The organism is Roseovarius sp. A-2 (genome assembly GCF_002072155.1).
GTDB lineage: Bacteria > Pseudomonadota > Alphaproteobacteria > Rhodobacterales > Rhodobacteraceae > Roseovarius.
Genome location: NZ_BDIY01000013.1, coordinates 43,606 through 60,395, shown reverse-complemented (window position 1 = coordinate 60,395; position 16,790 = coordinate 43,606). Strand labels below are relative to the sequence as shown.

General features: G+C 57.6%; 13 protein-coding genes and 5 pseudogenes. 9 read left to right on the top strand and 9 right to left on the bottom strand.

The features are described from left to right. The first annotated feature begins 4 nt into the window (after nt 1–4). The 4 genes and pseudogenes from phnC to BHD06_RS14520 all read left to right on the top strand — a co-directional run. Nucleotides 5–781 (top strand): phosphonate ABC transporter ATP-binding protein, encoded by a 777-nt coding sequence (gene phnC, locus BHD06_RS14535; RefSeq protein WP_080457697.1) that lies wholly within the window; start codon nt 5–7, stop codon nt 779–781. Continuing rightward, nucleotides 778–1,572: a phosphonate ABC transporter, permease protein PhnE gene (phnE, locus tag BHD06_RS14530; protein ID WP_080457696.1), complete on the top strand. Its 795-nt coding sequence runs from the start codon at nt 778–780 to the stop codon at nt 1,570–1,572. The genes phnC and phnE (BHD06_RS14530) overlap by 4 nt, the downstream gene beginning before the upstream one ends. After that, nucleotides 1,569–2,378, top strand: coding sequence for a phosphonate ABC transporter, permease protein PhnE (gene phnE, locus BHD06_RS14525; RefSeq protein WP_080457695.1), 810 nt, complete (start codon nt 1,569–1,571; stop codon nt 2,376–2,378). The genes phnE (BHD06_RS14530) and phnE (BHD06_RS14525) overlap by 4 nt, the downstream gene beginning before the upstream one ends. A 76-nt stretch (nt 2,379–2,454) precedes the next feature. Then, nucleotides 2,455–2,750 (top strand): annotated as a pseudogene (locus tag BHD06_RS14520) (transposase); the annotation flags it as partial. 303 nt (nt 2,751–3,053) lie between these two features. Here BHD06_RS14520 and BHD06_RS14515 read toward each other — a convergent pair. Further along, entirely contained in the window at nt 3,054–5,489 is a 2,436-nt protein-coding gene (locus BHD06_RS14515) for an FAD-dependent oxidoreductase (protein WP_080457694.1), read from the bottom strand. 102 nt (nt 5,490–5,591) lie between these two features. Between BHD06_RS14515 and BHD06_RS14510 the strand changes: the two genes are divergently transcribed. Next, nucleotides 5,592–6,518, top strand: a complete 927-nt coding sequence (locus tag BHD06_RS14510; protein ID WP_080457693.1) for a LysR family transcriptional regulator — start codon at nt 5,592–5,594, stop codon at nt 6,516–6,518. A gap of 125 nt (nt 6,519–6,643) precedes the next feature. Here the strand turns inward: BHD06_RS14510 and BHD06_RS24375 are convergent. Next, nucleotides 6,644–6,775: pseudogene (locus BHD06_RS24375) on the bottom strand (IS110 family transposase); the annotation flags it as partial. A gap of 308 nt (nt 6,776–7,083) precedes the next feature. Beyond that, nucleotides 7,084–7,359: pseudogene (locus BHD06_RS14500) on the bottom strand (3-oxoacyl-ACP reductase); the annotation flags it as partial. Between BHD06_RS14500 and BHD06_RS23080 the strand changes: the two are divergent. Then, nucleotides 7,347–7,499 (top strand): annotated as a pseudogene (locus BHD06_RS23080) (IS3 family transposase); the annotation flags it as partial. The pseudogenes BHD06_RS14500 and BHD06_RS23080 sit on opposite strands and share 13 nt — an antisense overlap. On the opposite strand, the gene BHD06_RS23075 reads toward BHD06_RS23080, so the two are convergent. Next, the gene (locus BHD06_RS23075) at nt 7,434–7,724 is read right to left on the bottom strand and encodes a hypothetical protein (RefSeq protein ID WP_139784749.1); all 291 of its coding nucleotides are present in this window, start codon (nt 7,722–7,724) and stop codon (nt 7,434–7,436) included. The pseudogene BHD06_RS23080 and the gene BHD06_RS23075 overlap by 66 nt on opposite strands. 20 nt (nt 7,725–7,744) lie before the next feature. Further along, nucleotides 7,745–7,924, bottom strand: a complete 180-nt coding sequence (locus BHD06_RS24365; protein WP_254892430.1) for a hypothetical protein — start codon at nt 7,922–7,924, stop codon at nt 7,745–7,747. Here BHD06_RS24365 and BHD06_RS24770 point away from each other — a divergent pair. After that, nucleotides 7,877–8,251, top strand: a complete 375-nt coding sequence (locus BHD06_RS24770) for a tyrosine-type recombinase/integrase (RefSeq protein WP_376764854.1) — start codon at nt 7,877–7,879, stop codon at nt 8,249–8,251. The two genes, BHD06_RS24365 and BHD06_RS24770, sit on opposite strands and share 48 nt — an antisense overlap. A 328-nt stretch (nt 8,252–8,579) precedes the next feature. Here BHD06_RS24770 and BHD06_RS14490 read toward each other — a convergent pair whose 3' ends face one another. Beyond that, a complete protein-coding gene (locus BHD06_RS14490; RefSeq protein ID WP_080457690.1) occupies nt 8,580–9,305 on the bottom strand; it encodes an IclR family transcriptional regulator in 726 nt (241 codons plus the stop codon). Nucleotides 9,306–9,463: 158 nt separating this feature from the next. Between BHD06_RS14490 and soxC the strand changes: the two genes are divergently transcribed. Continuing rightward, on the top strand, nt 9,464–10,795 hold the full coding sequence (gene soxC, locus BHD06_RS14485; protein WP_254892429.1) for a sulfite dehydrogenase: 1,332 nt from the start codon (nt 9,464–9,466) through the stop codon (nt 10,793–10,795). Next, nucleotides 10,782–11,474, top strand: a complete 693-nt coding sequence (locus tag BHD06_RS14480) for a c-type cytochrome (RefSeq protein ID WP_217805675.1) — start codon at nt 10,782–10,784, stop codon at nt 11,472–11,474. Before soxC ends, BHD06_RS14480 begins: the two co-directional genes overlap by 14 nt. A 1,079-nt stretch (nt 11,475–12,553) precedes the next feature. On the opposite strand, the gene BHD06_RS14475 is transcribed toward BHD06_RS14480, so the two are convergent. The 3 genes and pseudogenes from BHD06_RS14475 to BHD06_RS14465 form a co-directional block, all read right to left on the bottom strand. Continuing rightward, nucleotides 12,554–13,603: a glycoside hydrolase family 75 protein gene (locus tag BHD06_RS14475; RefSeq protein WP_139784747.1), complete on the bottom strand. Its 1,050-nt coding sequence runs from the start codon at nt 13,601–13,603 to the stop codon at nt 12,554–12,556. A 545-nt stretch (nt 13,604–14,148) separates the two neighbouring features. Then, nucleotides 14,149–14,967 (bottom strand): annotated as a pseudogene (locus BHD06_RS14470) (IS3 family transposase); the annotation flags it as partial. A gap of 111 nt (nt 14,968–15,078) precedes the next feature. Next, nucleotides 15,079–16,737: a BCCT family transporter gene (locus BHD06_RS14465; protein WP_080457687.1), complete on the bottom strand. Its 1,659-nt coding sequence runs from the start codon at nt 16,735–16,737 to the stop codon at nt 15,079–15,081. Nucleotides 16,738–16,790: the final 53 nt, after the last annotated feature.

Sequence of the window (16,790 nt, the reverse complement as noted above, 5' to 3'; positions counted from 1 at the left end):
TTTCATGCTGAAAATCACTGACCTCGTCAAGCGCTACGGCACTGGCGAGCCTGTTCTCAAGAACCTTGACCTGACCATCGAAGGCGAAAGTGTTGTGTCGATTATCGGCTCGTCCGGTGCCGGTAAAAGCACGCTGCTGCGCTGCATCAATCAACTGGTCAAGCCGACGTCGGGCAGCATCGTACTGAACGGCACCGAACTGACCGCATTGCGCGGCAAGGACCTGCGCGAGGCGCGCCGCAAGATCGGCATGGTGTTTCAGGGGTTCAACCTTGTCGATCGGCTGACTGTGATGGAGAATGTCCAGTCTGGGCGATTGGGTTATATCTCGACCTGGTCCGCGATTACGCGGAACTATCCCAAGGCCGACATTCGCCGCGCCTTTGAGCTGATGGAGCGGGTTGGCATCGCGCAATACGCCAACTCTCGCGCCGATCAGCTCTCGGGTGGTGAACGCCAGCGGGTCGGTGTCGTGCGTGCGCTGATGCAACAGCCCGAGATCCTGCTGGCGGATGAACCGACAGCTTCGCTCGATCCCAAGACCTCCGAGCAGATCATGGGCCTTCTGCGCGATTTGGCCGGAGAGCTGAAGCTTCCGGTTGTCATCAATATCCACAACGTGACCGAGGCCAAGGAATATACCGACCGTATCGTCGGGATGCGCTATGGCCGCATCATCTTTGACGACAAGCCCGACAAGCTGGACGAGGCCGCAATGGAAGAAATCTATGCCGGCAGCCCGCACGCCGACCGTGGCGGTGACATGGTCAAAGCCTCATGAGCGCGCCGCGCGACACTTGGGTAAAGCCGCCCTTTATCGCCAATCCTGTGTTGCGGTGGGCGGTCTACCTCGGCCTGATCGGCTATTTTGGCTGGGTGGGCCTGACCATGCCCATCGACTGGAACCGCGTCGCCGAAGGCATCGGACGCGCCGGGCGTATCTTTGGCGGCGCCTTCCCGCCCAGCTTTGAACGCAGCGGCCTGCTGATCGACGGTTTCCTCGAAAGTCTCAAGATCGCGGTGCTATCGACGGCGGGCGGGGTGCTGTTGTCGATCCCCATCGCCTTTATGGCGGCCCGCAACGTTGCACCGCTGCCGATCTTTTACCTTGGCCGCGCGATCATCATCATCGCACGCAGCTTTCATCCGGTGATCGTCGCAATCCTGTTCGTCAAGGCAGTGGGCTTTGGCCCCTTCGCCGGGGTGCTGACGCTGATCATCTATTCCATCGGCTTCGTTGCCAAGATGCTGGCCGAACGAATCGAAGAGATCGACTTTGGCCAGGTTGAAGCGATGCGTGCCGCAGGCGCGCCCTATCTCTCGACGCTGTTTTACGCGATCTTCCCACAGATCATGCCGCGTCAGATCGGTTTGACCATCTATCAGCTCGATTCAAACCTGCGCGCCTCGGCCGTAGTCGGTATCGTCGGGGCAGGCGGGATCGGTGCCACCCTCGCCAATGCCTTCGGGCGCTATGATTATGATTTCGCGCTTGCCATCACCATCGTCATCGTCGCCGTGATCCTGCTCTCCGAGGCGGTCAGCGGCGTTATCCGGAAGCGTATCCAATGACCTCAATTTCCGATCAGTTTGGCCGTGACGACTGGACCCGGTTCACCTTGAGACAAAAACTGACCCGCTGGGGCGCCCTCGCGGGCTGTGCGCTGGCCATCATCTGGGCGCTGTCTTCGATCAGGGTGGTCTGGGACTGGGTCTGGGGTGCGCCCGAACAGATCGGCGACCTATTCGGGCGGATGTATCCGCCGGACCCCACCAACCTAGATACGATCCTCAAAGTGCTGTGGGACACGGTGAACATCGCGACCTTCGCGACGGCTTTCGCCGTGCTGCTGTCGCTGCCGGTGGCCTATATCTCAGCGCAGAACACCACACCCAACCGCGCGACGCTCTGGCTGGGGCGGTTGATCCTGGTAACGTCGCGGTCGGTAAATACGATCATCTGGGCGCTGCTTTTCGTCGCCATCTTCGGCCCCGGCATCGTCGCTGGTATTATCGCGATCATGTTCCGCTCGATCGGCTTTATCGGCAAATTGCTCGGTGAAGCGATTGAGGAAATCGACACGCGCCCTGTCGAAGCATTGGAGGCCACGGGGGCCTCACGCTTCAAGGTTATCGTCTATGCCATCATCCCGCAGGTCATGCCGACCTTCTGGGCGGTCGCGATCTTGCGTTGGGATATCAACCTGCGCGAATCCACCGTGCTCGGCCTTGTCGGCGCGGGCGGCATCGGCATTATCCTGCAAGGCGCCATCGACACGTTTAACTGGCCCGAAGTCGCCACCATCCTGCTCGCCATCATCGCGCTGGTGATTATGGGCGAAGTCATCTCGGCATTCCTGAGACGCCGCATCCTGTGACACCAAAGACCCTCGCGAGCATCACGGAGCGATAGACCAGATAGCGCAAAGGTGGATCATGACGAATACGGCATCCAAAGCCAAATGCTGCCCCAACGCCGAGGCGCGCAAGATCACCCGCGAAGAGCACGAAGACGCCGGCCAGGTCGCCCGCGACATCGCCAAGACCCGCAATACGACATCTCGATGAGGCTCCGGAAAAAGGTCGAGATGCTATTTGCCCACCTCAAACGCATCCTCGGCCTGGGACGGCTCCGATTACGTGGCCCATACAGTGCAAATGACGAATTTCTCCTCGCCGCCACCGCCCAAAACCTCCGCATACTGGCCAAGATCTTTCCCGCGCCGCAGCAAACACACAGCACCTGGTAACAACGGTGCTCGCGCCACCGACGCGACCGGCCCAAAGCCGCCGCTGGCCGATGTGTCAAATGCCGCGCGGCAGCGTCACCAGAACGGCCATTCGTTCATCGCGCAGCATTCTTGCCGATCTGATAAAGGCTGTGCTGGACGAAGCGTTCTTTCGCCAAAGATTTCCGGTGACCGCCTGGGTGAACTCCTCCTTACGAAAATTGCTCAGGTGCAGTCGCCATTCATGACTCCGTGTACATCGCTGTTCTGCCCAATCCCAGGCAGCTGGGGCTCCTCGGCGGAATACTTCTTCAATCGCGTTTTTCAGCTTCGCATCCGTCCGAAATCTGGGTCGTACGGTGATGGTTCGATGACCTTTGCACCAACGCGTTCACCACACAGATCCAGTTCCATCGCGGCCCCGATTCTGGCCAATTCGGGTGCAATGAAGGCGTAGCCGAGGTTCATGCCAACGCGATGCCCGTAGTCTCCGGATGTGATCGTGCCAACCACGTCATCCCCACGCATCAAGGATGCACCCGGATGTGCCGGCGCGTGTTGCGCCTCGATCCTGAGCGTCACCAGCTTGCGACCCGGCCCGGTCTCCTGGCGTTTCAGTAGAGCAGCCCTTCCGATGAACTCGCCCTTGTCCAGCTTAACGAACCTCGAGAGTCCCGTCTCGAACGGGTCAAATTCCGTTAATAGGTCGGCTTTCCAATGCAGGAACCCTTTTTCCATGCGCATGGAGTCGACCGCCCGCGCGCCAAAAAGTTTGAGCCCATGCGCCTCGCCCGCTTCGCGCAAAGCAAGATAGGCCGCATAGAGCGAAGCATTCGGCACATGGATTTCATACGCCAGTTCACCGGAAAAGCTGATGCCCATGACGGTGGCTGGCGCGAAGCCGATACAGCAGTCTCTCACGGACAACCATGAGAAGGCCTCAGCAGTCCAATCGCCTCTGGCGCAGTCTGAAAGGACCGCGCGTGCCTTTGGCCCGGCCAAAACCAGGATCGTTTGATCGTTTGTCAGGCTGCGCAACTGGACATCTTCACCCGGTTCGAGATGCGCCGTCAGCCAATCCATGTCGTGGTATTCCGAGGCCGCCGCCGACCCATACCAGACCCGTTCAGGCCCTCGATCCGAGGCGGGCAGATTGGCAATCGTTGCCTCGGACTTGATGCAGCCTTGGTGGTTCAAGAGATAACCGAGGCCGACACGGCCCGCGCGCGCTGCAACGGTGCCACAGATCATCCGGTCGAGAAACGCATGACGGTCGGCGCCGGTGATCTCAATCCGATTGAACCCGTTGACTTCGGTCAGGCCCACGTTGGTGGCGACGTTCTGCACTTCGGCCGCGACCACATGGAATGCCTCGTCAAAGTCGAAGCTCAGCGACGGGCGGAAATCCGGCGATGGCTTGATGTAGTCCACACGCTCCCACCCGTTGACGACCGTGAATTCCGCGCCTTCGGCTGCCAGGACAGGCGTCAAAGGGGTCGCCTTAGCGTTTCGTCCGGCAGGGCGATGCTCGTGCGGGAAATGAAACCTGAATTCGTTCTGATAGTCTTCGATCGCCTTGCGCGCGGTCAGTTCCACGGTTGCATGCCCGGAGAACCGGCGCGGGTCGATCACCCATGTGTCATAGCACGCCTCGCCATGGACAATCTGCTGCGCAAGAAGCCAACCATGCCCGCCGCCTTCGCCTAGCCCCGCGCGCAGGCCGATGATGCAGTAGGCGTTACGCTTGCCGGGGATAGAGCCAACCAACGGTGCGCCATCAATCGTGTAGGTGATCGGACCGTTCACGATGCGCTTGATGCCGACCTCGGCCAACACGGGCATCCTCTCGAACGCGCCTTCGAGAACGTCCATCACCCGATCCAAATCATCGGGGCAAAGGTCGTTGGAGAAGCTCGGGCTGATCCCATCCATGCCCCAGGTCTTGCAATCCTGTTCGTAAAATCCGACCAGCAGGCCACCTTTTTCCTGACGGGAATAGTAGTCTGAGATCGGGCAGCGCAGCAGCGGCATCCGATGCCCAGCTTCGGCGATGGCGGGGATATCCTCGGTTATGAAATACTGGTGTTCCATGGATGCGACCGGATGCTGGACACCCATCATCGCCGCCACCTCGTTGACGCGATAGCCGCCCGCATTGACGACAACATCGCAGTCTATGTCACCGTGTTGGGTGTGAACGGTCCACGTATCGTCCTTGTGCTGGGTCAGGCCGGTCACGGGGGTGTTGCGATAGACCTCTGCCCCGGCCTTGCGCGCATGAAAGGCGAGTGCCTGACAAAGCTGAGCGGGATCAATATCACCGTCTTCGCCATCCCAGAGCCCGCCAAGCAGGTTCTCGGTCGAAATCAATGGGTGACGGCGCGCGCATTCTTCTGCGTCGATGACCTCATATTCCACGCCCATACCTCGCGCCATTGATGCGAAGTGCCGATAGCCCTGCATCTGCGCCTCGGTGTTGGCCAGCCGGATGCCGCCATCCCCATGGTGATAGCCCACCGGGTATTCGGGATCGTCCCGCAACTTCTGATAGAGGGCGATGGAGTGGGATTTGAGGCCCACCATTGTCTGGGTCATGCCGAAATTCGTGACCTGAGCTGCCGAGTGCCATGTAGTGCCAGAGGTCAACTCATCCCGCTCGACCAGGACAACATCGGACCATCCCTCTTGCGTCAGGTGATACAGGGTCGAGCAGCCCGCGATGCCGCCGCCGATGACGACAACTTTCGTTCTGGATTTCATCTCACGCTCCACTTTTTCGGCTTGGCAAAGGTTCGCAAAAAAACAATCCTTTGAAAAATGTTTTTATGCGAGGTATTACCTCACAAAATCTAAGGTTATGGCATGGCCCTGTCTCTTCGCGCGATGCGCTACGTCCAAGCAGCTTTGCAGCGTGGCAGCATAACGGCCGCCGCAGACGCCATGCATGTGACGCCATCAGCAATTGCCGCAGCACTGGATCAGGCGGAGGCGGCGTTTGGCATGACGCTGGTCACGCGAGCACGGGCGAAGGGGATATTCCCGACACTGGCAGGCCGGGACGTGGCGCGAGGCATCGATGATCTGCTGGAGCGCTATGACACGTTACTGTCGGGTGTATCTGATCTGAAGTCGAGTTTTTCCGGCAATCTGGCAATTGGCTACAATGCGCCAATTGCTCCGGCTTTCCTGCCAGATCTTGCGGCAGATATTTCAGGCGCGCACCCAGATGTGGCCTTTGCCTTTTCCGAAGGCGACAACGACTCTGTTCAGAAGGGTTTGCTGGACGGTCAGTTCGACGTGATCCTCTTTGTCGAAGAATTGCCAAACCCACAAATTGAAACGCGATCGCTTATTTTTGCGCCCACCTATTGTTTATGTCCGGCGGACCATGCCTTTACACATTGCGATGCCGTGACGGTCTCTCAAATCGTGGCCGAGCCGCTGATCTTTTTAGACCGTCCCGCCGCGCGTGGGTATTATCTGGAACTCCTTGAACAAGGAGGCACAGACCTGCGTATCGTCGCAACCACCAATTCAACCGAAATGGTCCGGTCCCTTGTGGCATCAAGGATGGGAATATCCTTGTTGAACATGAAGCCCCGCGACGTTCAAAGCTATGCCGGGCAAGAGATACGCTGCCTTCCTATCGCCGACAGTGCAAGCGGCGTCACTGTCTCGCTCGGGTTCGCACCGGGGCCAAAACGAAGACTGGTTCAATTGTTCGTCGATACCTGTGTCGCCTATTTCGAAGGTCCAGTAGGCGCGGGTCTGATTGTTCCCGATGCATGAAAATACCTTGGGCAAAACAGCCACTGACCTGGTCATAGTACTTCTCGTTGCGGATTTTTGCACGGCTGCACAAAATGTGAGAACGCCGGTGCAAAATTGGACCACGGTAGCGGTGGGATAGTCCTCTCAACGCACTGGACCGGGACGCCCTGCTTGACCAGCCCGTAATAAAGCATGGGGGCCATTCTGCCCGTCTCGAAGATGACCTGCGCACAAGCCGGTCCATCTGCGAGATAGGCTGCGATCATGGCAGGTGATTGTAGATATGAACCGCCCCGGGTTTGTCGGAGACCATCAACTTAGGTAAGAATGATGGTTATGACGAAAGGCGAAAATGGCAAATCGCTACTCGCCCGAGGTCCGCGCGCGGGCGGTCCGAATGGTGTTTGAGCATCAAGGCTCTTATGAAACGCAGGCGGGCGCGATAGCGGCCATTGCACCCAAGATCGGCTGTGTTGCTGCTCATCTGATTACGAAAAAGCGGAAATGCAAAAATTCGGGAAGCGGGTCAGCTTCTGACCCGCACCATTTCCAAGCAAACTGTCGCCAAGAAATAACCGAGCTGTCAGCCGCGCCCGATATACGGCATATCCCTTGCCATCACGGTTATGAATTGCACGTTAGCTTCGAGCGGTAAAATCGCCATGTTAAAGACCGATGATGCCACATGGCTTGCGTCCATCACTGCTTCGACCTGGGTTGATCCGTCCGCTTGTGGCACGCCCGCAGTCTGGCCGCGCGACATGTCGGTCAATGCATTGCCGATGTCGATCTGACCACAGGCAATGTTGAAAGCACGCCCGTCGAGGGACAGACATCGGGTCTGCTCAAAAAAAGCATGACAGGGGCTGGGGAGGTCGAGGAATGAGCTACCCTGCATCCGAGAAGCTGGAGATCATCCGCACTGTTGAAGGATCACACCTGCCCACCAAGATGACCCTCGACATGCTGGGCATTCCCCGCACGACTTTCTACCGCTGGTAAAGACGCCATTTCACGCTTTAGAGCGCCGATCCCCTGATCATATTGCTGAATCTCGCCGTTTACCTGGGTCAGGCGCTCGCGGTTTTTATCGACATGGGGCGCAACAGCTTCGGTGCGCGTAACCTCATCTTGCAGACGTTTCAGCGAATCCTCATTGGCTGCGATCGTGCTCAGAAGTTCTACAATTGCGGGAGCACCCAGCTGGTCCAGCCGGTCGATCACCTTGGAGCGCTCCAGCTCGTTCAGATATGGATGCAAATACTCATCGGCACAGTTATCGGGCGGTGGATACCAGAGTTTTCCCCAGGCACCTCGCCGCTATCCAGCACGCCTTGGCGAGAAGGGAGGAAGTTGAAGCCGCCCGATTGCGGGATGTGAACTTCGAAGAGAAAACCTGGACCAAGCGAGTCAAGGGCGGTCATCAGGTGACACATCCGCTGTCGGATGCTGCTATTGATTTGCTAAAGGCGCTTCCCGGCTTCGATCGCCGAAAAAATGACGATCTACTGTTTCCTAACCAAGAGTTTGGTCAACTCGGAAACTGGAATCGTTCGAAATTGCAGCTTCAGGAGATTTCGAGCGTAGGCGATTGGCATCGTCATGATCTTCGGCGTACAGGAGCGACAATTTTGACGTTATTTGGAATTCCCCCCAAGTCATCGATGCATTGCTTTCGCATAAGAACCCGTCTTCGAAACAGGCGGTCAGTCCGGCCCTGCACAGCTACGCAAAGCTCGCGAAGGAAATGAAAGGTTTGCCGAACCCGCTTCGGGATGCGGTCGAGACCCTTGCGGAAGTAATTCGCACAATCGAGGAAGGCAAGCTATAGCCCTCGCAATCTACGGTGCGAAATGACCTGCTCAGTGGTCTTTCGCACCGATCATTCTTTCGAGGTTGATGCCTCTGATGGTATTCCTTCTGGCGATCGGCCATCGAGATCGAAACGTCTGTTGTCTTTATGGACGGCCCAGACCTGCCATTTGCCCGAATTCTTGAATACTGCGCCGTGCCATTCGAAATGAACACTCACCGCCATGTAAAACTGGGATGTCGTGAATCGCTGAAACGCGGACGAACTTATCCATCGAGATCGACTTTGGCACCATGAAGCTTGAGGGTCTTTTCAAGATCAGTTTCGAGCTTCCGCATGATGCGACCGCGCGGCCCCACGACTCCAACACACATCTGGCCAAAGGCACCGTTCAATTGCGTGGAAACGGCAACACTCGCAAGATCAGGGTCTTCTTCACCGATACAATAGGCGATACCGCAATCGCGGATTTGATCAAGCTCTCCTTCCAGCATAGCGGCTTTCTTCGCCGGCAGATCAGGGAACAAAGGCTCGGCCGCGGCGATGATCTCCTTCTGCAAGGTGCCGGGAACATGCGCAAGTATTGCCTTTGCAGCGGAACATATACTCGCGGGGCGGAGGCCTTTGCTCGGAACGACGACCGCCGCCTTAGCATTGACCGGAACGCAGGTCTGAAAAAGATCTATTCCTTTCTCTACGAGCCGCGCCGCAAATGTTGCCTCGCCTGTGGCCTCGGCCATGCCCGACAGAACAGGCGATACCGCGCTCACCAATTCGCTTGTCGAGGTGCCCGCCGCGAGTAATCGATAAAGCCTTGACCCAATGCGATAACGTCTTCCCGCGCGCTCGACCAGGCCCAGGTTCTCAAGGTCGGTGATCCGCCGGTAAACCGTGGCTTGTGGCAAGGTCACCTCGTCTGCGATGCGCCGCGCCGTGGCCTCCTCACCAAGACGTGCGATCTCCTCGAGAACAGCAAGATTGCGATTATCCATTTACAAATTCCCACTTTATGGGGCAACATTATCACTCAGTGGGAATTATACACTGAATGGATGAGTTTGCTTGGTGAAATATGAAATTAACGGAGGAGGATGCAATGCCAAGGAATAAAAGGTTTTCCGCGTCACGATACGGGCCCACGGAACGTCACATGGCAGAAAGCCTGGTCGAGATCGAACGCCAGATGCTCGCCGGGGCACCTGATAAGGAGGACTGTGAGTGCAAGGAGGGCATGTTCAACGGCCTGACGCGTCGGAATATGTTGGCGGGTGGCATTGCCCTGGGCGGGGCCGCCTTCACGGCCGGTCAGGCCACCGCCGATGCACCCCCGGGAGCGTTCGAGCACCGGGTGCAACCAGACCCTACCAAGGAACAAGGACGCACGATCCTCGATGACGGTGGATACGGCTCCCGCTCACAGTTCGAGAATGAGGTGCGCTGGCGTTATCCCACAGCCAGTCTCGACTCCAGTTGGTCAATGACGCCGCTGGCCTCCGGCCACGGTGTTATCACGCCCTCGGGCCTGCATTTCGAGCGGCATCACGCGGGTATCCCTGCGATTGACCCAAAAACGCATGAGTTGATCCTGCACGGGATGGTCGACGAGCCGATGCGGTTCACTATGGACGACATCAAGCGCTTGCCCGCCGTCAGCCGTATCTGTTTCATCGAGTGCTCCGGCAACGGTCTGACCGAATGGGACGAGCCGACGCTGAAGACGGTTCAGGGCACGCACGGCCTGACCTCGACGTCGGAATGGACCGGCGTGCGCCTGTCAACATTGCTGGAGATGGTCGGTCTGTCGGATGGCGCGGCCTGGATTCTGGCTGAAGGTGCCGATGCGGCCGTTTTGACCCGTTCGGTTCCGATCGACAAGGCGATGGATGACGCCATCGTCGCCTATGCCCAGAACGGCGAGGCGCTGCGCGCCGAACAGGGCTACCCGTTGCGGCTCCTGCTTCCGGGTTATGAGGGCAATACCCATATCAAATGGCTGCGTCGGCTCGAGGTCAGCGACAAGCCGTTCATGACCCGCGAGGAAACCTCAAAATATACCGACCTGATGCCCGATGGAATGGCGCGACAGTTCTCGCTGGAGATGGAGGCGAAATCGGTGATCACCTTCCCGTCCGGTGCAATGAAGCTGCCGCGACCGGGGTTCTATGAAATCACCGGGCTTGCCTGGTCCGGGCGTGGCAAGGTGACCAAGGTCGAGGTCTCGACCGATGGTGGCGCGACATGGCGGGAGGCGGCTCTGGACGGGCCAGTTCTGCCGAAATGCCACACCAGATTCCGAATTCCCTGGACCTGGACGGGCGAGGAAGCGGTGCTGCAAAGCCGCACGGTCGATGAAACCGGATATGTGCAGCCGACCCTGCCGGAACTGGTCGACGTGCGGGGCCTGAACTCGGTCTATCACCTGAACGCCATCCAAAGCTGGCATATCGCACAAGACGGGGAGGTGACCAATGTTCACGCGTAAACTTTCACTGCTATGCACCCTCGCGATGGCGGCCACGGGCCCGGGTATCGCGCAAGAAAACTCGAGCGAGAGCGAGCCTCCTCGCACGGTCGCCGAACTTCCTGAAAGGATCGGCGAATACGATGAGCGCGCGCCGATGCAGCCACCCGCCTCCAGCGCCCAAAGCGTGGGGGACATCAACCCGGACAATCTTGAATTCGGGGTTGGACAGCCCGCAACGGACGAGCAGATTGCCCGCATCGACATAGACGCGATGCCGGACGGGCGTGGATTGCCGCCCGGACAGGGCACCTACGCTGAGGGTGAGGAGGTCTATTCCCAAACCTGCGCGGCCTGTCACGGGGCAGACCTCGAGGGCAACAAGGACATCGGTGCGCCGAAACTGATCGGTGGGCGCGGAACGCTGACCGATGCAAAGCCGGTCAAGACGGTCGAGAGCTACTGGCCCTATGCCAGCACGCTCTTCGACTACGTGCATCGCGCGATGCCGATGAATGCGCCGGGCTCGCTCTCGGCCGATGAGGTCTATGCCGTCAGCGCCTATGTTCTCGGGCGGGCGGATATCATCAGCGATGATCCCGATACCACGCTTGATGCGGATACTCTGGCCAAAGTCAAGATGCCAAACGCTGATGGCTTCGTGTCAGATCCAAGGCCGGATGTCGGAGCCACAAAGTAATCTGTGACTTGACCTGAGATTGGGGCCGCGAGAAGCGGTCCCTTTTTCTGGATTTGTCACGCTGCAAAGTTACGATATCGACTTTTAACCAAACGAGGCCAGCATGCTACGAACATGCTAAGAACTCTGCGAATTACGAGCGTCTCGCGCACTTGGTTGCGAGGATCGGCCCTGACCTGCCAGTTCGAACTGGACACGCTCCGTCGCAGAGCGGCCCGTCGATCCGGTCATTCGCCGAATGTGTTCAGCATGCGGCATCAGGAGCCTGCAAGCAAAGCCTGCCGAACAGTCTGATCCCAACCCAGAAAAACTTGTCCCGGTCACGGATTACCGGGCGGGCCATGACCTTGCGTTGGGCTGCGATCTACGCCTCACCGAACCGGCGTTGCGGCGTGTCCGCGACAAAGGACGCCATAGGTTGATCCCTTCAGTTCGGAGCAAGGCCCGCAGCGCGTCGAGCCGCGCGCCAAAGCGCACCCAGTATAGGTGTTCTGCAGCAATGCGATGGGAGGGCTTTTGCGTGGCCCGCTGCACCGTCGAACGGCTGATGCGGGAGTTTGGCATTCAGGGTGGAGCCCTGGTCTGTCCGTCGTCATATAAAATGGAACATCAGAGCGGCTTGAGCATTAGAGGCTCTGGCTCGTTTGTGTGATTGATTATGCGGCTTGTTTCTGGTGTTGCAAGCGGCGTTGTCGGATGGTCTGTTTTTTGATCTTTTCCCTTTCTCTCAAAATGGCTTTGTCGCGACCGAAGCGGACTCAATGGCCTTGGATCGAAACTGCGCAAGCCGACCTTCGCTGCATCCTCCGCGAACTGGTAAACTGCCGGGACAAAGTGAGCTTTTGCCGCGCCTGCTCCAATGTCGGCTTCGGTGAAGCCGTCCAACAAACGGTCGGTTCTGCCCTGGCTCACAAACTCTAGTTTTGAGCCACGATCTGCATCGGTAACCTCGACGTAACCAATGAGCCATTTGCGGGACGAAGCGGTCGTTTGATTACCCGCAAATCATAATGTTTCAACAGGGATCTGATGCAGCCATAAGGCGCTTCATCACCCACGCCTCGTAGCCGGTACCAAACCTATTGCGTGCCGAGCAATTCTTGGTTGCATGAAAGAATGCGGTCTTTCCCGCCAAACGCCTCCATTGCAGCTTTCCCCGCAGCGTCAATGCGGTCTTGCGTGACATTCCCTGCCAAATCCGCCGCCGGAAAAATATATGTTGCTACGTCGTTTTGTCCGTACCGATACGTTTCACGACGCGTACGCGGAAAATCGTCCCTCTGCCCCAAGGATTTGAGCAGCGCAACAGAGCCTTCACCCAAGCCGGTTGCAGGTCCCGTGTCTCCGACGATTGCGAAATGGATATCATTTGTCTCGGTATTTACCACAGCTGCAATGTCCCGCAAGTTCATCCCAACGCCATTCAACTTGGAGCCGGGCCGAATGATAAAATTTACCTCAAGCGCATTCAGATAACGTTCTTGATTGCAAACGCCCAAAGACGGGTCCGCCGCAAGCGAAGTCGTAGACACCATGTACCCTGCATATGTTCCAGACTCATTTATGCAAGGCACCGCGTCGGTTTTGTCCTTGGTAGCGACACCATAGAAATCCATGCGGGCGCCACCGGGTTTATTCCAACCTTCTGACCTTGCCTGTCTGAAAGTGTCGATCAATGGCTGGCACTGGCTGTAATTGTACCGCTGACCTGATGCAGAAAAGGCATTTGCACCATTACAAATCGTGTTTATCGCCAACCCGCCGGATCCCCCCAGATCATCAGGATGATAAGAGTTTGGCGCGCCATCTGTATTCACTGCATAATTTGAGATGAAACCGATCGTTCCAGCCCCGTCATGGACGACAGTTCGTGTGCCATCACGACGGGTCATGTGTTCCAGACTCTGCGGCAAACCACATTGTTGAAAACTGACGGCTTGCGGCGATTCGTCAGACGCCGCTGTTTCTGAAGACAAGGGAATGCACGCCGAAACCGCCAACATGAGCGCAATGGGAACTAAACGTGGTCTAATCATTTTCATTTCCAAAACTCCAAATCCGATATTTCCAAAGCAAATTAGTATTATGAGGAGTTTTGCGCTTTGCGCAGATGTTTTCAAGTCTGCCACTTGCCTCGCCTTTTTGAAGAGTGCCGTAGGTTGTGAGATCACGAACTCTCTTGCATTCAGCCCAACAAGGAGTTGGCACACCACACCTGTCGAGCCGCTTTCCTTGAAATCATGCGCAGTTAAAAGTCCACGCGGGCATATCCATAATCATGCCTAAGCGCCAAACACGGTCGTTTTCGCCAGTGTCAGAAACGTATGCGTTTCGGCCAAAACGCCGCCTCATTACAAAACTACTGATAGCTCCACTCCAAGGAATGCTTAAGGTGACGTATGGAATCAAATGATATTGAACGTGCTCGCCTCGAACTTTTACGTGCCCAGCATGACCTTGAACGGGAAAAGGTCACCGCAGATATCGAGACTTCTAAAGCGGCAAGTGATTTGGCGAAAAGCCAATTTGACGCAGAACACTCAAAGTCTCCATACAGGGCTAACCCGCCTTGGCTTGCACCTTCGCTGGGCTTCTTAGGTGGCGTGCTTGGTTCATTGGGAGCGGTTTATACGGGGCTATTGGATGTCGAAGTTCGTGATCGTGCGGTAGATGTTCAAGAAATGCGTATCACTTTTGAAATGTTGCAAGTCCCGCGCGAACAAGTTGGCGTGGACGTGTCCCGCTTTTGTGCCGCCCCAAGTGCTCGTTTAAGCCACCTTCCGTTCGAAAGCGACGGGGCTTTTCCAACCAGTGCTGAGTGGCGGCGACGTGGATTGTAGAAGGTCATCGATTTTCGGATGCCTGCCTTTGCCTCCGAGCCGGTTTCCCAAGCATGCAGGTAGACGCACTCGTATTTCAGGCTCCGCCACAGCCGCTCTATGAAGATGTTGTCGAGAAACCGGCCTTTCCCATCCATGGAGATACGCACGCCGGACCGGCGCAACCGGTCGGTCCAGGCAAAGGACGTGAACTGAGCTCCTTGGTCGGTGTTCATGATCTCGGGCGGGCCGAACTTGTGGATGGCCTCGTTCAGCGCCTCGACGCAGACGTCGGCCTCCAGCGTGTTCGAGATCCGCCAGGCCAGGACCTTGCGGGTATGCCAGTCCATGATGGCGACGAGATACAGGAATCCGCGCCGCATCGGCAGGTAGGTGATGTCCGAGCACCAGACCTGGTTGGGACGATCCACCCTCAGACCTCTCAGCAGGTAGGGATAGGTCTTGTGTCCTTTCGCCGGCCTGCTGGTGTTGGGCTTCTGGTAGATCGGCATCAGCCTCATCACGCGCATCAACCGGCGGATGCGCTTCTCGTTCACCAGATGACCGTCGTTGCGCAGGTGCCAGGTCATCTGCCGAACACCGAAGAACGGCGTTTCCAGGAACTGTTCGTCGAGCCGCCGCATCAGGCCGAGGTTCTGCTCGGTCTCGCCCTTCAGGGCCTCCAGCGCGACCTTCGCCTTGAACTCGGGCGCGTGCTGCTTGCGTTTCGACATCTCTGATCTCCTTCTCGTCGAAGATCAGCAGACTGAAAATCGTAGCTTATGTCAGTGTCCGAATTTCGGGGGGTAGCTCACACTTTGCACGCCGTTTCGTTCACGGACCCCGTCCTTGATGACCGCTTTGATCAACGCTGCACACATCAGAAACATCACAAAGCTGAATGGCAGTGCACCGATCACCATGGCTGTCTTGATAGCGTTGAGCCCGCCAACCAGAAGCAACCCACCCACGACGAGGCTGAGTGCGACACCCCAAAAGATGATGTGAATTCGGCCTTTCGGGCTTTCCTCTCCAGCGGCGTTGATGGTGTTGACGATCAGGATCGCGGAATCCGCCGTTGTGACCAGATAGGTCAGCAACAGCACCACCACGATGGCCGCCATGATCCAGGCCAGCCCGCCGCTCAAGATGAGGTCGAGCATCACAAAAAGCTGGCTCTCCTGGCCGGCGTCTGAAATGGCATCGCCTGCGGAGCCGTTCAGCGTCATGTCGATCGCCGTGCCCCCGACGACCGTGAACCAGACGAAGCACATCAGCGACGGGATCACGATGGCGCCCATCACATATTCCCGGATGCTGCGCCCGCGAGAAATGCGAGCAAGGAAGACGCCCACGAACGGTGCGAAGGCGATCCACCAGGCCCAGTAGAACACTGACCACCCCCCCTGCCACGCGGCCAGCGCATCGCCGGTTTCGGTACCATCCGCATGCCAGACGGTGAGCAAAAGGCCGGGCAGTTCCATAAGATAGGTGATCAACCCCGAGAACAGCGCACCAAGGCCAAAGAAGGTGGAGCCGAACAGGATGAAAAAGGCGAGCAGAAAGAAGCTGAGCCCCATGTTCAGGTTCGACAGCCACTTGATGCCCTTGCCCACACCCGACAGTGCCGACAGGGTCGAAGCCCCAAGGATCACGATCAGGGCAACCATGATGCCTGCAACTGTGGGTTTCCCGTCGGCCATGACGATCCAGTCTCCAAAGCCCACTCGGTTAAGCCCGGCGACAAACTGTTCAACCCCAAAACCAAGGGTTTGCGCCACGCCAAGGATGGTCGCCACAACCGCGACAATATCCACAACATGCCCGACAGACCCCGACATGCGCTTGCCAAACAGCGGCGTCAGCCCGGAGCGCACGGTCAGCGGCAGGTTGCGCCGATAGGAAAAATAGGCCAGCGACAGCCCAACCAGCGCATAGCAGGCCCAGGCCGAAAAGCCCCAGTGCAGGAACGACCACACATAGGCCGCAGTCACGTTATCCGCCGCAGACCCGGTCGTTTCGCCCATGATGACATTCGGATTTTTGGCGAAGTGATACATTGGTTCGGCGGTGGCAAAGGTCAGCATGCCGATTCCGATTCCGGCACCGAACATCATCGAAAACCACGAAAATCGCGAAAATTCAGGGCGGTCCTCGGGCAGGCCCAGTTTCAGGCGCCCGGTCTTGGGGATCAGAGCCAGCACAATGCAAAGGATTAAGAACAGCGCGACGACGTAGACATACCAACTCGCGAAGCTTTTGAGCATCGCCCCGTTCATCGCGTTGAGCACGGCGGCCGCGTTATCGGGCACGCTGATGGCCCAGACAATCAACGCGGCAACAAGGATTTTAGACGGGATCGCCACGCTTTTGGCGAAACCGGAATAGAAACCGCTGTCTGCGGTCGGGATCTGAAGATCCATCAATGGGGGTTTATCTGCCATATTTCCTCCGTTCTGGCACTTAGGCGCGGACAGCCTCCTCCGTTCGTCGAACA